We start from the raw sequence: 15,129 nt of genomic DNA on the forward strand, positions 1-15,129 counted from the left end.
CGGGGGTTAGAGATCCGATGACTGAACTCATGTACCCCGCTCCGATGGGACTTGCAGTGCTACGCAGACGATCCATCTCCCGGCTGTTGGGCGCCATGGCGGCTGCCCTGCTGCTGATCACGGGACCGGCACCGGGCGCCGCCGGGGCCACGGCCGAAGCGGACGCGGCGACCTCCGCATCCGCACCGCCGGCCATCGTCCCCGCCCTGGACAACTGGACACCCGGGAAGGGGAGCTTCGCCTTCGGTCGGCACACCCGCCTCGTCGCGGACCCGCGCGACATCGGCGCACGGCGCGTCGCCGCCACCCTCGCGGGCGACCTGCGCGCCGCCGGTCACGGCACCGTGCCCGTCGCCGACGGAGGCGCACGTACCGGCGACATCGTTGTCTCCGTCGCACCCGCACGGAAGAAGAGCCTGGGCGCCGAGGGGTACGAGCTGACGGCGGGCCGCACCGCCGCCATCACCGGAGCCACCGAGGCCGGTGCCTTCTACGGCACCCGCACGCTCCTCCAACTCCTCGCCGCGGACGCCCGGATACCGGCCGGGCGCACCGTGGACGTGCCGCAGTACGCCGAGCGCGGCGTCGGCGTGTGCGCCTGCTACATCCACATCACCCCCGACTGGCTGGAGAACCTCGTACGCGACATGGCGTACAACAAGCTCAACCAGCTGCTCCTCGAACTGAAGGTGAAGAGCGAGGCCCATCCCGAGGCCAACACCTGGGGCTACTACACCAGGGACGAGATCCGGGCGCTCGTCGCACTCGGCGAGAAGTACCACGTCACCGTCATCCCGGAGATCAACTCCCCGGGGCACATGGACCCGTGGATCGAGAACCGGCCCGACCTCCAGCTCACCGACAGCGACGGCAAGCCCCAGCCGTCCCGCCTCGACGTGACCGCCCCCGAGGCGTTCGCCTACTACACCTCGCTCATCGACGAGTACGCCGAGGTCTTCACCTCCCGCGCCTGGCACATGGGCGCCGACGAGTACATGCTCGGCTCGGACTTCGCCAAGTACCCGCACGTCCTTGAGTACGCACGCGAGAAGTACGGCCCTGACGCCACCCCGCAGGACGCCTTCATCGACTTCGTCAACCGCGTCCACGACTACGCCGCCGCCAAGGGCAAGCGGCTGCGCATCTGGAACGACGGACTCACCGGCGACCACACCGTGCCCGTCAGAGCCGGTACGACCGTTGAGCACTGGCTGAACGTGAAGACCAAGCCGAGCGAACTCCTCGCCCAGGGCTACCCCGTGCTCAACGCCTCGTACTCGCTGTACCTGATCCGCGGCGGCTTCCACATGAACACCAGGTCGCTCTACGAGCAGCAGTGGGACCCGCGCAGCTTCGAGGGCGAGAAGGTCGCCTCCCGCGACGGCATCACCGGAGCGAAGATCAGCCTCTGGCCGGACAACGGGCGCGGCAACACCGAGAACGAGGTCGCCGCGGGCATGTACCTGCCGCTGCGCTACCTTGCCCAGACCACCTGGGGCACCCCGAACCCCGACGCGACCTACGACGCCTTCACCGCCCGCGCCGAGGCCGCGGGCCACGCCCCCGGATGGCGCGACCTGACCCGGCTGCCGGTCGCCGAGGGCACGTACACCCTGCGCGACAGCAAGGGGCGGCTCGCCCCCGCCGACTGGCGGATCAGCCGCACCGCCGACGGCTACGCCACGCTGACGTCCGCGGCCGGCGGCCGCTGCGCCGAGACCCGCAGCGGCCGGCTCACCCTGAACGTCCCGCTCCAGCCCGGCACCCCGGTCACCGAGGAGACCTGCGCGGCGTCCAACACGCTCCAGCGCTGGCAGCTCACCGAGGTCCCCGGCGGTTACCGCCTCACCAACGCCATCACGCAGATGGCCGTCCACGTCACCGAGGACGGCCGGATGGTGCAGTACCCGGCCGACCAGCAGCCGCCCGCCGTATGGCGCCTGGACCCCCACTGACCACGGAGGAACCCCGCATGGCCATCAGCAGACGCCTCTTCGTCGGCGCGGTCGCCGCGTCCAGCACATCGTTCGCGCTCGCCGCACACTCCGGCACCGCGAACGCGGCACCGGCGGCTTCGGCTCCGCCCGTGGAGCCGTACTACCGCATCCCCGTCACCACCTCCGACACCCCGGAGGAGCTCGTCGCCAAGGCCGCCCGCGTCCGGCCGACGGAACGCCAGATCACCTGGCAGCGCCTGGAGAAGACCGCCTTCCTCCACTTCGGCGTCAACACCTTCACCGGCCTTGAATGGGGCACCGGCGACGAGGACCCTGACGTCTTCCAGCCGGCGGGCCTCGACACCGACCAGTGGGCGCGGGCGCTGCGCGACGGCGGATTCCGGCTCGCCATCCTCACCGTCAAGCACCACGACGGCTTCGTCCTGTACCCCTCCCGCCACACCCGGCACAGCGTCGTCTCCAGCAGCTGGCAGGACGGCCGCGGCGACGTGCTGCGCTCCTTCGCCGACTCGATGCGGCGCCACGGCATCAAGGTCGGCGTCTACGTCTCCCCGGCCGACGAGAACCAGTACCTGCACGGCGTCTACGCCAACGGCAGCGCCCGCACCGCGCACACCGTCCCGGCCCTCGTCGAGGGCGACGACCGGGCCGGCGAGGAGCTGCGCACCTTCGAGCTCCAGGCCACCGACTACGGCGCCTACATGCTCAACCAGCTCTACGAGGTGCTCACCGAGTACGGACCCATCGACGAGGTGTGGTTCGACGGCGCCCAGGGGCGCATCCCCCCGGACAAGGTGGAGCGCTACGACTGGGACAGCTGGTACGAACTCGTCCGCACCCTCGCCCCCGACGCGTCGATCGCCGTCTCCGGCCCCGACGTGCGCTGGGTCGGCAACGAGGGCGGTCTCGCGCGCGAGGACGAGTGGAGCGTCGTGCCGGTCAAGGAGAAGGACTACGGCCGCACCGACTACGCGCTCCACTACGAGGCCGCCGACCAGGGCAGCCGCGCCGCGCTGGTGGAGGCGCAGCCGCTGGCCCAGTACCTCCAGTGGTGGCCGGCGGAGTGCGACGTGTCCATCAGGCCCGGCTGGTTCTACCACGCCGACCAGCAGCCGAAGACGGTGGAGCAGCTGACCGACATCTGGTTCCGCTCGGTGGGGCGCAACTCCGTGCTGCTCCTGAACATCCCGCCGGACCAGCAGGGCCGGCTGCCGGACGCGGACGTCACGGTCCTGCGGGAGTTCCACGAGCGCACCGGGCGCGAACTGCCCCAGGACCTGGCCCGGTCCGCACGGGCCTGGGGCGACGGCCGACGCCACGGCCGCGCCGTCGACGGCGACCCGGACACGGCCTGGACCGCTCCGGCGCCCGCGAAGGGCACGCTCACGGTCGACCTCGGCCGCGACCGCACCGTCGACCGGATCCGGCTGGCCGAGGACGTACGGCAGGGCCAGCAGGTGGAGTCGGCGGTCGTCGAGGCCCGCACGGACGGCGGCTGGGAGCGGATCGCGGAGGTCGGCACGATCGGTGCGAGCCGGATCCTGGCGCTGCCGGCTCCGGTGACGGCCCGTCAGTGGCGGCTGCGGATCCTCGGCTCCCGCGATGCGGCGTCGATCGCCGCCTTCGAGCTCCACCGCTCGCGGGTGTGACCGCCGAAGGGGCGGGTCCGGTCCGGACCCGCCCCTTCAGGCGCCCGGCTTCAGCGCTGCGGCGACGCGGGCGTCGGACCGTTGAACGGAGCGCGCGGGGCGGCGTGTGCAACCGGCACGTGGAGCCGGCATACGGAACGGCGTGTGCAACCGGCACGTGGAGCCGGCATACGGAACGGCGTGTGGAACCGGCGCGTGGAACTGGCACACGGAACGGCGCGTGGAGCCGGCACACGGAACGGCGCGTGGAGCCGGCACACGGAACGGCGCGCGGGGCGGCCGCCCCCGCAGCCGCCCCGCGCCATATGCCGCCGGCCCCGGAGCGCGTCAGGTCGCCTCAGGGCCGGCGGGTCCTCGTCACGCCCGCTTCAGCCGCAGCGTGACCAGCTCGAACGGACGCAGCGTCAGGAAGACCGTGTCGCCCGCCCGCTGCGGCGGCGCCGCCTCGGCGAGCGGCCTCTCCAGCAGGTCCGTCGCCGTCGCCTCCGCCACCTGGAAGCCCGCCGTCAGCGTCGCCCGGGCACGCCCGCCGCGCGACTCGTGGAAGCGGACCACGACATCGCCGCTCCCGTCGTCCGCCAGCTTCACGGCGGTGACCACGACGGCGTCGTTGTCCACCGCGACCAGCGGTGTCACCTCCGCCTCCGCACCGGCGACCGTCCGCTCCGGCAGGTTGATCCGGTAGCCCTCGCGGACCGCGTCGCCGATCGCCGCGCCCGGCACGAGCGCATGGCGGAAGCGGTGCACTCCCTGGTCGGTCTCCGGGTCGGGGAAGCGCGGGGCGCGCAGCAGCGAGGCGCGGACCGTGGTCGTCGTACCGGAGTCGGCGGCACGCACCGTGCGGGTCACGTCATGGCCGTACGTGGAGTCGTTGACCAGCGCCACGCCCCACTCCGGCTCCTCGATGTGCACGAAGCGGTGGTTGCACGCCTCGAACTTGGCCGCCTCCCAGCTGGTGTTGGTGTGGGTCGCCCGGTGGAAGTGGCCGAACTGCGTCTCGGACGCGTACCGGTCGGCGTGCACGTCCAGCGCGAACGCCAGCTTCAGGAACTTCTCGGTCTCGTGCCAGTCGACCTCGGTGTCGATGTCGAGCCGCTTGGTGCCGGGCGCGAGCGACAGCACCTGGGTGACCGTCGACTCCCCGAAGGAGCGCACGATCCGTACCGCCGCCGTCCCCCGGGCCCCCTCGGCCGACTCGACCGCGTCCGCGTCCACCAGGTCGGTCACGGTGTTGCGGTAGAACTCGTCGACGTCCCACGCGTCCCACATGTTCGGGAAGTCGGGGTGGAGCTGGAGCAGGTTCGCGGCGCCGCCCGGTGCGACGGACTCGCGCTCGGCGCCGATGTCGTACGCGGAGACGACGAGGCCGCGCGCGTCGACCTCCACCCGCAGCAGGCCGTTGTCCAGGACGTACCCGCCGCCCTCGCGCGGATGCCGGTACGAGGCCGCGCCCGGGGCGGGCAGTGCCGCGCCGCCCGCCGCGACCCCGTGCCGGGCGTGCGGCGCGGAGTTGAACACCAGCTCCGCGGTGCCCTCACCGGCGAGCGCCCGCTGCGCGCCGTCGATGATGCCGCCCAGCTCGCCGGCGACGGCCGCGTAGGTCTTCTCGGCCTCACGGTGCACCCAGGCGATGGACGAGCCGGGCAGGATGTCGTGGAACTGGTGGAGCAGCACCGTCTTCCAGACCCGGTCCAACTGCTCGTACGGGTAGGGGAACCCGGCCCGGACGGCGGCCGTCGCGGCCCACAGCTCGGCCTCGCGCAGCAGGTGCTCGGAGCGCCGGTTGCCCTGCTTCGTCTTCGCCTGGCTGGTGAGCGTGGCGCGGTGCAGCTCCAGGTAGAGCTCGCCCACCCACACCGGCGCGTTCGGGTACTCGGCCTCGGCCTTGGTGAAGAACTCCTCGGGAGTCTCCCAGACGACGGTGGCCGAGCCCTCCAGGTCCCGCATCCGGGCCGCCTTGGCGACCATCTCGCGCGTCGTGCCGCCGCCGCCGTCGCCCCAGCCGGTCGGGGCGAGCGAGTGCCGGGCCACGCCCTTGTCCTTGAAGTTCTTCGCCGCGTGGGCGATCTCGCCGCCCTTCATGGAGCAGTTGTAGGTGTCGACGGGCGGGAAGTGGGTGAAGATCCGCGTCCCGTCGATGCCCTCCCACTGGAAGGTGTGGTGGGGGAACTTGTTGGTCTGGCTCCACGAGATCTTCTGGGTGAGCAGCCACTTGGAGCCCGCCGCCTTGATGATCTGCGGCAGTCCGGCCGCGAAGCCGAAGGTGTCCGGCAGCCACGCCTCGTCGTTCTCGACGCCGAACTCCTCCAGGAAGAACCGCTTCCCGTGCACGAACTGACGCGCCATCGCCTCCGAACCCGGCATGTTGGTGTCCGACTCCACCCACATGCCGCCGGCCGGCACGAACCGGCCGTCCGCGACGGCCTTCTTCACCTTCGCCCACACCTCGGGCCGGTGCTCCTTCACCCACGCCCACTGCTGGGCCTGCGACATGGCGAAGACGAAGTCGGGCTCGTCCTCCAGCAGTGCCGTCATGTTGGACGTCGTCCGCGCGACCTTGCGCACCGTCTCGCGCAGCGGCCACAGCCACGCCGAGTCGATGTGGGCGTGGCCGACGGCGCTGATGCGGTGCGCGGACGGCTGCGCCGGGGTCGCGAGCACCTCCGCGAGCCGTGCCCGCGCCGCGGCCGCCGTGCCCTTGACGTCCTGGAGGTCGACCGCGTCCAGCGCCCGGTCGACGGCGCGCAGGAGCTCCCAGCGCCGGCCGGAGTCGACCGGCAGCTCCTGCATCAGCTCACCGAGGACCTCGAGGTCCATGACCAGCTGCCACACCGTCTCCTCGAAGACGGCGAGGTCCATCCGGGTCAGCTTGTACTGGGGGTCGCTGCCCGCGGTCTCCTTGTCGCCGAGCTGCGTCGGCAGGAAGGGGTGGTAGTCGAGGATGACCGGATTGGACGCGGCCTCGATGTGCAGCCGCACCTCCTCGCCGCCCGCGACGGGCGCCCCGATGCGCACCCACTGGTTGCGCGGGTTGAGACCCTTCACCGGGGTGCCGTCGGGCCGGTAGACGAGCCCCTCGCACTGGAATCCGGGCATGTTCTCGTCGAAGCCGAGGTCGAGGATCGCCTCGACGGTCTCACCGGCCCACTCGGCCGGCACGGTCCCGGTGACGCGGAACCAGCACGTGCCCCACGGAGCACCCCACATCGAGCCGACGTCGATCGGCGACGGCTCGGCCGCCAGCCCTTCGGCGACCGGGACGGGCTCGCCCGGCGCGTTCCAGACGGCAACCTCCAGCGGCACGGAGGCGGAGTACACCGCGGGGCGGATGCGCTCGTCGAGGACGCGCTTGAGGCGGGCCTCGACCAGGCTGCGGTCGTCATGCATGAGGGGTGCTCCGTAGAGGGTTGAGGGTGTGGGTTACCAGGTGTGCGCGGCCGAGGCCGCGCCGGAGGTGGTGTACAGCTCGCCGACGGCGCGTACCTCGAAGCGCGCCGCCGACTCGCCCTGCTCCGGCCGCAGACCGGAGAGGTGGAAGGCGCTCTGGCAGGTGCCGCCGAGGAAGCGCCGTGAGCCGTCCGGCAGCACCCGGTGCAGCTCGTAGTGGCGCACGGGGCCGGGGGCCGGGGTCCACCGCAGCCGCAGCGCGGTCTCACCCGCCGTGCCGGCACTGTCGGTGACCCGCAGGTCGGAGGGTGCCGCCGGCGCCACCGACGCCTCGCGCACGGCGAGGGCGCCCAGCCGGTAGGCCACGGCCCCTGGGCCGGTCAGCCGGACACCGAGCGAACGGACCGTGCCGGTGACCCCGCCCAGCCGCAGCGTCGCGGTCGTCCAGCCGGTGCCGGCGCGCAGCGTCCCCGCAGGGACGTACGTGTACGGGACCGGCTCGCCGGGCGCTCCCGGCTCGGCCGTGGCGACGGCGAGCTCGACGGTCACCTCGCCCCCGTCGGCGCGGTGCGTGAGCTCGACGGCGACGGAGTCGGAGAGCGGCAGCCGGGCCGCGTACAGCTCCACCGTCACCGGCGCGTCCAGGTCGCCGGAGACCAGCACGCTGCTGCCGCCGCGCCAGGCGTCGGCGAAGTCGAAGGAGACGGCCGGGCGGCGGCCCTCGGTGCGCACCACCCAGCGGCGGCCCGGCAGCCGGTCCTGCAACCCCAGATGGTTCCACTGGACGTCGGAGGCGACCGTGCCCCCGTCGTACCAGCGCAGCCCGTGACCGGTGTTGAACGTCGTCGCGAACGGCAGCGAGGTCACCGTCGACCGGTCGGCGACGGCCGTCGCGGGAGCGCGCCAGCCGCTCGCGCCGTCCGGCTGGGACGGGTCCAGCGACTGGCCCGTCCAGAACCGGTCGTCGGCGGCGTGGAACTGGCCCGGGGTGCGGCCCCCGGGCAGCTGGTTGCGGGTCCATTCGGGCCGGTAGAAGCCGTACGACACGATGTGGTCCCGGCCGCGGGGGATGATCGCGTCCCAGTCGACCGACTTGTTCCAGCCGCTCGCCTCCACGTCGACCCCGGCCCACAGCTCGTAGCGGCTGCGGTCGAGGTCGTCGGCGAGCGTTCCCGAGGAGGCGAGTTCCGACGCCGTCCAGCGGAAGTCGACGAACATCGAGTCCGCCGTCTCGAAGAAGGGCCGGTTCTGCTCGTTGAGCGCGCCCTGCCAGCTCACCGAGCCGTTCGTGGTCATGGAGTCGTACCAGGTGACGCGCTGGCCCTTCGCCGCGCCCAGCTCCCTGAGCTCGGTGAGGAAGCCGAGCATCGCGGTGGCGAGCGCGGCGTCCCCGCCGCCGGTCTCGGCGTTGACGAACCAGCCGTCGAAGCCGTACGCCTCGGCGACCGCGACCAGTTGCGCGGCGATCGGGTAGTGCCCCGCGGAGTCCTTCTGCACCAGGTCGCGGGTCCACTGGAGCTGCCCGCCGTAGGCCACGGGCGGCAGGAAGACATTGCCGAGGACCGGCACGCCGTGCCGGTGGGCGGCGTCCACGATCGGGGCGTTCGGCGCGAGGACCAGGCCCTCGCCCGACGAGCCGCCCCAGAAGACCAGTTCGTCGATGTACGCCCAGTGCGTCAGGGCGTAGTAGTCGGCCGTGGCGGCGCCCTGCGAGGGGTTGAGCGACGTGGGGCCGAACGACACCAGCGACTGGATCCGGGCCTGGCCCGCGCGGGCCGTGGTGTTGGGCGGCACGGGTGTGAAGCGCTGCGCCAGCGGCACGCTCGCCGCGTTGAACGCCAGGTCCGCGTCGTCCTCGGCGCGCCACTGCTTGAGACTGCGCCAGGTGATGCCGGTGCCGGGGCTGCCGGAGGGCAGCGAGTCCGGGTACCAGTACGAGGCGTACGGCTGCAGGCCGGCGGCGGCCGCGGCCGTCCCGGACGCGGATGCCGCTCCGGCCGCGGTGGCCGCGGTGGCCGCGGTGGCCTGCGCGGCCGGGGCGAGGAAGGCGGCAGCCGCCCCCGCGGCACCCGCGAGGACGACGTTGCGGCGGCTGGGGTGCGTGCCAGGCGTCGCCGGGCAGACGGGACTTTGAAGACACGACCTGGGTTCGACGGAATGGGTCATGACGGGCTCCGTATCGGTGGCGGGCGAGGGACGGTGCTTTCCGTGGTGCGGGGTGTGCGCGTCGGTCATCGGACCTGGTCCGGGGTGACCACCTCGGTGATGCCCCGGGCGGCCAGATGCGCGGTGTCGTGCGCGCGGCTCGCGAGCACGGCGGTGGGACGGGCGCCGTCGGCCGTGAGCCGGGCGAACGCCTCGAAGACGGCGCCGCCGGGCGCGCACACCGAGCGGCCCGGGGCGTTGCCGTCGTCACCCGCGTCCACGACGAGGGCGGTGGTGCGCGTGGCCGGCCGGCAGGGGCGGGCGCGCTGCTCCTCGACGATGCGGGCGATGGTCTTCCCGGCCGGCTTGACCTCCCGGTCGCTCGTCATCAGGCCCAGGCTGTACTCCAGCTCGGGGAAGTCGGCGAGCGCACGCGACACATCGTGCGAGCACCACCAGGTGACACCCCACAGATCCGGGCAGTCCAGCGCACCCGCGACGGTCGCCTCGGTGAAGGTGTCCGCGTGCTCGGCCGGGATCAGCGGCGCGGGCGCGCCGACCTCCTGGAGCCACACGGGCCGGTGCGGATCGTCGGCCCACGCCTTGGACAGCTCGACGAGGTAGGCGGCATGGTGCTCGGTGGCCGTTCCCGTGCGCCCGTGGCGCTGGGCCGTGCCGTTGAAGACCCAGGAGTGCACGGCGGTGACGGCGCCCAGACGGGCGGAGTGCGCGGGCGTGAACGGTTGGTCGTCCTGGTACCAGGTGGCGTCGTACTCGGCGTGCAGATGAAGCTTGCCGGGCGCGCCCTCCTCGCAGGCTTCGAGCAGCCGGGTGAGCCAGCGCTCCGCCTGCTCCGGCGTGATGCGGTCCGGGTCCGGGTGCGGCCCGGAGGAGAACTGGTTGACCTCGTTGCCGATGGTCATGCCGATGAAGTTCGGCCGGTCGGCGAGGGCCGCGGCGAGCGTCCGCAGGTACGCGGCCTGGCCCGACACCACGTCCGGATCGCTGAAGATGTTGCGCCGGTGCCAGGTCTGCGTCCAGGCCGGCAGGAAGTCGAAGCTCGACAGATGCCCCTGGAGGCCGTCGACGTTGACGTCCAGGCCCCGCTCGGCGGCGGCGTCGGCCAGCTGCACGAGCTGCTCGACGGCGCGCGGGCGGATGAGGGTGCGGTTGGGCTGGAAGACGGGCCAGAGCGGGAACACCCGGACGTGGTCGAGGCCGAGCCCCGCGATGGAGTCCAGGTCGGCCCGTACGGCGTCGAGGTCGAAGTCGAGCCAGTGGTGGAACCACCCCTGGCTGGGCGTGTAGTTGGCGCCGAAGCGCACGGTGGAGGTCATATGCGTCAGAAGTTCCTTGGAAGCGGGGGCGGGGGCGCGGCGGGGTGTCAGCCCTTGACGGCGCCCTCGCCGACGCCGCGGAAGAAGTAGCGCTGGAGGCAGGCGAAGAGGACGATCAGCGGCATCACGGCGATGATCGTGCCGGCCGCGACGAGGCGTTCGTCGTTGGCGAAGGTGCCGTGCAGATAGTTCAGTCCGATGGTCAGGGTGAAGTTCTGCGGATCGCTGAGGACGATGAGCGGCCACAGGAAGTCGTCCCACGCCCCCATGAAGGCGAAGATGGCGACGACGGCCAGGGTGCCCTTCACCGAGGGCAGCGCGATGCGCACGAACCGCTGCCAGACGTTGGCGCCGTCGACGAACGCGGCCTCCTCGATCTCGTACGGCAGGTTGAGGAAGGCGTTGCGCATCAGCAGCACGTTCAGGGCCGAAACGGACAGCGGCAGCAGCACACCGACGAGGGTGTTGTTGAGGCCGAGGTCACGCATGGTCGTGAACTGGGCGATGATGATGCCCTCCACGGGCACGAGCATCGCCAGGATGAACGCGAGCGTGGCGGCCCTGCGGCCCCGGTAGCGCAGCCGGGCGAGCGCGTATCCGGCCAGTGCGGCACCGACGCAGTTGGTCAGGACGTTGGCGAGCGCGACCTTGAGCGAGTTCAGTGCGTAGTCCCAGACGGGGATGGTCTCGGCGACGCGGCTGTAGTTGCCGAGGGTCGGGTCGTCCGGCAGGAAACTCGGCGGGGAGCTGAAGATGTCCTCGTGCGGCCCCTTGAGCGAGGTCGACAGCTGCCACAGGAACGGTCCGACGGTCAGCGCGAGGACGGCGAGGAGCAGCACGTACCGCAGCGCGATCTCCCAGACGGGCATCCGGCGCCCACCGTCCCGGTTCATGCGTGCGCTCTTCCGGTTCACGCGTCCTCCTTCCGGTCGGCGCGCATCACCAGCAGCATCAGGGCGACGGTGACGACGAAGACGACCACCGAGATCGCGGACGCGTAGCCGACGCGGCCGGTCAGCCCGGTGCCGGTGCGCTGGACGAGCATCACGAGGGTGGTGTCCTCGCCCGCGGGGCCACCGTCGGGACCCGCCATCAGATAGACCTCGGAGAAGACCTTGAAGGCGGCCACCGAGGAGAGCGCGCCGACCAGCACCATCGTGGAACGGACCGCGGGCAGGGTGACGGTGAGGAAGCGCCGCAGGGCGCCCGCGCCGTCCACGGACGCGGCCTCGTGCAGCTCGCGCGGGACATTGGCCAGCGCGGCCAGATAAATGATCATGTAGTAGCCGAGGCCCTTCCAGACCGTGACCATCATGGCGCTCAGCAGGAGCAGCCACTGGTCGCTGAGGAAGCCGACCTTGCCGACCCCCACCGCCTCCAGCACCGCGTTGACCAGTCCGCGCTCGTCGAGCAGCCACACCCAGATCAGGCCGACCACCACGATGGAGGCGACGACGGGGGTGTAGAACGCGGAGCGGAAGAAGGTGATGCCGGGGATCTGCTTCTGTACGAGGAGCGCCAGCAGCAGCGGCAGGATCACCAGGGCGGGGACGACTCCGAGGACGTACAGCGTGCTGTTGCGCAGCCCGGTCCAGAACATCTCGTCGCTGAGCATCTCCCGGAAGTTGGCCAGGCCCACGAACTGCCCGGGAACCAGGGTCCTGCGGTCCGTGAAGGAGTTGACCACCGTGGAGAGGAACGGGTACAGGCTGAAGGCGCCGGCGACCAGCAGCCCGGGGGCGGCGAACAGCCAGGGGCTGGTGGGCAGGTGCCGGCTGATCCGGGGCGCGGCGGCGCGCCCCGCGCGGCTGCCCCGGCCGGGGCCCGAGCCCTTCGGCGCGGGCCCCGCCGTACCGGTGTCGGAGGAGGCCGCCGTGGCGGCGGTGGGGGTCTTCATGGCAGGTCCGGGTCTCAGCTCTGCTTCAGCAGCTTGTCGCACGCCTTGACAGCGTTGTCAAGTGCTTCCTTGGGGCTCTGCTTGCCCTGGAGCGCCTTGGCGACGGAGTTGCGCAGCTCGGTCTTCATCTGCTCGCTCATCAGCACCGGGGTGTAGTTCACCGCGGTCTTCAGGGACTTGGCGGCGGCGATCCGCACCCGCGTCTCGTCGGTGCCGTCCTCCTTGGTGAAGTACGGGTCGTCGAGGGAGCCCGCGGTGCTCGGGAAGATGGCGACCTGCTTGGCGAACTCCATCTGGTGCTGCGCGTCGGTGACGAAGTGCGCGAAGGCGACGGCGGCCGGGGTCCGCTTGGTCTGGGCGTTCACCATCACGCCCATCACGTACATGTTGTCCTTGCCGGTGCTGCTGATCTGCGGGGTGATCCCGATGTTCTTGTAGAGCGTCGGGGCGTCCTTCTCGAACTTGGCGAGGTCAAGCGCAGAGCCCGGGTTCATCGCCACGGCCTGCGTGAGGAACTTCTTGCCGGCGGACTCGGGCGTGGCGGTCAGCGCCTGCGGGTCGAGCGCCTTGGCGTCGTACAACTCCTTGTACTTGGTGAGGAGTTCGACGCCCTTGGGCTCGTTGAAGGCGAAGCCGGTGCCCCCCTCGTTCATCAACGTGACGCCGTAGCGGCCGAAGTCCTCGATGGTGGGGATGTTGGCCAGCGTGGCGATCTTCCCCTTGCTCTTCCCGGACACCTGGAGCGCCTGCGCGAAGAGCTCGTCGTACGTCGTCGGCGGCTTCTCGGGGTCGAGACCGGCGTCCTTGAACAGCTGCTTGTTGTAGAACAGCGGGCCGGTGTTGAGGTACCACGGGAAGGCGTACGTGCCCTCCACGCCCGGGATCTGATGGCCCGCCCAGGCACCCGGCAGGTATTCCTTCTTGTACTGTGCGGCCGTCTTTTCGAGGTCGAGCGCGAGACCGGCCTTGGCCAGCGGGGCGACCAGGTCGGGGGAGACGTTCACGACGTCGGGCAGCGTCCCGCCGGCGGCGTCGGCGCTGATCTTGTCCGCGTACCCCTCGGCGGGCTGGTCGATCCACTTCACCTCGGTGCCGGGGTACTTCTTCTCGAACTCCGCGATGAGCCCGGTGAAGTACGGCTTGAAGTTGGCCTGCAGGTTCCAGGTCTGGAACGTGATGCTGCCTTCGACCTTGCCGGAGGCGTCCGCCGCCCCGGTGCCGCCGGAACCGGCGCCACAGGCGCTGAGCGGCAGGACGACGGCGAGGGCGGCGGCGGTGGCGACTGCTCTGCGGGAGATACGCACGGTGAAACGGCTCCTTTGCTCGGCCCGGGCGTGACGGCAGCGTCCCCCGCACACAAGCCCGCGGCGGATGCTGCCAGCAGACCCTGCATTGCGGTCGCGGAGAAAGTCAATGATTCGTTCGAAGAAATTCATTTCACCTGCTGTTTGCGCAGGTCAGAGGCGTGCTTCGGTCAGGGTTGCGTGATCGACTAATGCGCTTTAGAGTGCTTGAGCTCAAGCGCATTAGCGCATCGAGGCCGGGGAAAGGGGCACGGGTGGCAGGGAACCCCCCGTCCGCCAGGGACACGTCGCGGACCAGACGGGCACCGGCGCGCCGGCCGACGATGAAGGACATCGCCCGCCGGGCCGGAGTATCGGAGAGCGCCGTGTCGTTCGCGCTCAACGACCGGCCCGGGGTCTCGGAGGTCACCCGTGACCGGGTGCGCCGCGTGGCCGAGCAACTGGGCTGGCGGCCCAGCACCGCGGCCCGCGCGCTCTCCGGAGAAGGCGCGGCGACCGTCGGCCTGGTGGTGGCACGGCCCGCCGGGACGCTCGGCGTCGACTCGTTCTTCCTCCAGCTGATCTCAGGAGTCCAGGAGGTGCTCTCGGAGCGCCAACTCGGCCTGCTCTTCCAGGTCGTGGAGGACGTGGATGCCGAGTGCGCGGTGTACCGCCGCTGGTGGGCCGAGCACCGGGTGGACGGCGTGCTCGTCGTCGACCCGCGCTCCGACGACCCGCGCCCCGCGCTCCTCGATGAACTCGGCCTGCCGGGCGTGGTGATCGGCGGCGTCCCGCAGGAGGGCCACCCCGGGCTCTCCACCGTATGGGCGGACGACGCAGGGGCGATGGCGTCGGTCGTCGGCCGGCTGCACGCCCTCGGCCACCAGCGCATCGTGCACATCGCCGGCCTGCCCGGCCTCGCCCATACCGAGCGGCGCATCCGCTCGCTGCGCGCCGAGGCCGAGCGCCTCGGCCTGACCGAGGCCCGCTCCGTCACCACCGACTACTCGGACGCGGAGGGCGCGGCGGTCACCCGCGGCGTGCTCTCGGGCGAGGCCCCGCCGACCGCGCTCGTCTACGACAACGACGTGATGGCCGTGGCGGGCATCGCCGCAGCGACCGGCCTCGGCTTCGCGGTCCCCGCCGACGTCTCGATCGTGGCCTGGGAGGACTCGGCCCTGTGCCGGCTCGTGGAGCCCTGGCTGGCGGCGCTCTCCCGTGACACGGTCTCCTTCGGCCGCACCGCCGCCCGCGAACTCACCGCCCTGCTCGACGGCGGCCCCGCCCGCACGGTCCAGGTGCCGCTGCCGGAACTGATCCAGCGCCAGAGCATGGGGCCGGTGCGCGCGGGCGACTAGGTCGTGTCTTCGAAGTCCCGTCCGCCCGGCGACGCCTGGCGCGCTCCCGCAGGGCTCGCGCCTGGGAGGTGCCCCCACCCTCGTGGCCCTTCGGGCACGGGGGTGCCACCACGCT

9 protein-coding genes are annotated in these 15,129 nt (G+C 71.8%); 3 read left to right on the forward strand and 6 right to left on the reverse strand.

Annotated elements, in window-relative coordinates; genetic code table 11:
* Positions 1 to 44 precede the first annotated feature (44 nt).
* Both KK483_RS33420 and KK483_RS33425 read left to right on the forward strand, forming a co-directional pair.
* A complete protein-coding gene (locus tag KK483_RS33420; protein ID WP_262008953.1) occupies positions 45 to 1,955 on the forward strand; it encodes a family 20 glycosylhydrolase in 1,911 nt (636 codons plus the stop codon).
* A gap of 17 nt (positions 1,956 to 1,972) precedes the next feature.
* Positions 1,973 to 3,607 (forward strand): alpha-L-fucosidase, encoded by a 1,635-nt coding sequence (locus tag KK483_RS33425; RefSeq protein WP_262008954.1) that lies wholly within the window; start codon positions 1,973 to 1,975, stop codon positions 3,605 to 3,607.
* A gap of 357 nt (positions 3,608 to 3,964) precedes the next feature.
* Here KK483_RS33425 and KK483_RS33430 read toward each other — a convergent pair whose 3' ends face one another.
* From KK483_RS33430 to KK483_RS33455, 6 genes are all read right to left on the reverse strand, one after another.
* Positions 3,965 to 6,994, reverse strand: a complete 3,030-nt coding sequence (locus KK483_RS33430) for a glycoside hydrolase family 38 C-terminal domain-containing protein (RefSeq protein WP_262008955.1) — start codon at positions 6,992 to 6,994, stop codon at positions 3,965 to 3,967.
* Between the two features lie 33 nt (positions 6,995 to 7,027).
* Positions 7,028 to 9,160 carry an endo-beta-N-acetylglucosaminidase gene (locus KK483_RS33435; protein ID WP_262008956.1) on the reverse strand — a complete coding sequence of 711 codons (2,133 nt, stop codon included), beginning with the start codon at positions 9,158 to 9,160 and terminating at the stop codon, positions 7,028 to 7,030.
* 65 nt (positions 9,161 to 9,225) lie between these two features.
* On the reverse strand, positions 9,226 to 10,476 hold the full coding sequence (locus KK483_RS33440) for a glycosyl hydrolase (RefSeq protein ID WP_262008957.1): 1,251 nt from the start codon (positions 10,474 to 10,476) through the stop codon (positions 9,226 to 9,228).
* A 47-nt stretch (positions 10,477 to 10,523) separates the two neighbouring features.
* Positions 10,524 to 11,369: a carbohydrate ABC transporter permease gene (locus KK483_RS33445; RefSeq protein WP_262009803.1), complete on the reverse strand. Its 846-nt coding sequence runs from the start codon at positions 11,367 to 11,369 to the stop codon at positions 10,524 to 10,526.
* Between the two features lie 17 nt (positions 11,370 to 11,386).
* Positions 11,387 to 12,373 (reverse strand): carbohydrate ABC transporter permease, encoded by a 987-nt coding sequence (locus KK483_RS33450; RefSeq protein WP_262008958.1) that lies wholly within the window; start codon positions 12,371 to 12,373, stop codon positions 11,387 to 11,389.
* 14 nt (positions 12,374 to 12,387) lie between these two features.
* Positions 12,388 to 13,677 carry a sugar ABC transporter substrate-binding protein gene (locus KK483_RS33455; protein WP_262008959.1) on the reverse strand — a complete coding sequence of 430 codons (1,290 nt, stop codon included), beginning with the start codon at positions 13,675 to 13,677 and terminating at the stop codon, positions 12,388 to 12,390.
* 323 nt (positions 13,678 to 14,000) lie between these two features.
* Here KK483_RS33455 and KK483_RS33460 point away from each other — a divergent pair, with 323 nt between their 5' ends.
* Positions 14,001 to 15,014, forward strand: a complete 1,014-nt coding sequence (locus tag KK483_RS33460) for a LacI family DNA-binding transcriptional regulator (protein ID WP_262009804.1) — start codon at positions 14,001 to 14,003, stop codon at positions 15,012 to 15,014.
* Positions 15,015 to 15,129: the final 115 nt, after the last annotated feature.

This window comes from Streptomyces sp. FIT100 (assembly GCF_024584805.1).
Classification (GTDB): Bacteria; Actinomycetota; Actinomycetes; order Streptomycetales; family Streptomycetaceae; genus Streptomyces.

Excerpts from the sequence above, each read along its gene's own strand:
- KK483_RS33420 (WP_262008953.1), top strand. The coding sequence starts at position 45 with ATGGGACTTGCAGTGCTACGCAGACGATCCATCTCCCGGCTGTTGGGC.
- KK483_RS33425 (WP_262008954.1), top strand. The coding sequence starts at position 1,973 with ATGGCCATCAGCAGACGCCTCTTCGTCGGCGCGGTCGCCGCGTCCAGC.
- KK483_RS33430 (WP_262008955.1), bottom strand. The coding sequence starts at position 6,994 with ATGCATGACGACCGCAGCCTGGTCGAGGCCCGCCTCAAGCGCGTCCTC.
- KK483_RS33435 (WP_262008956.1), bottom strand. The coding sequence starts at position 9,160 with ATGACCCATTCCGTCGAACCCAGGTCGTGTCTTCAAAGTCCCGTCTGC.
- KK483_RS33440 (WP_262008957.1), bottom strand. The coding sequence starts at position 10,476 with ATGACCTCCACCGTGCGCTTCGGCGCCAACTACACGCCCAGCCAGGGG.
- KK483_RS33445 (WP_262009803.1), bottom strand. The coding sequence starts at position 11,369 with ATGAACCGGGACGGTGGGCGCCGGATGCCCGTCTGGGAGATCGCGCTG.
- KK483_RS33450 (WP_262008958.1), bottom strand. The coding sequence starts at position 12,373 with ATGAAGACCCCCACCGCCGCCACGGCGGCCTCCTCCGACACCGGTACG.
- KK483_RS33460 (WP_262009804.1), top strand. The coding sequence starts at position 14,001 with ATGAAGGACATCGCCCGCCGGGCCGGAGTATCGGAGAGCGCCGTGTCG.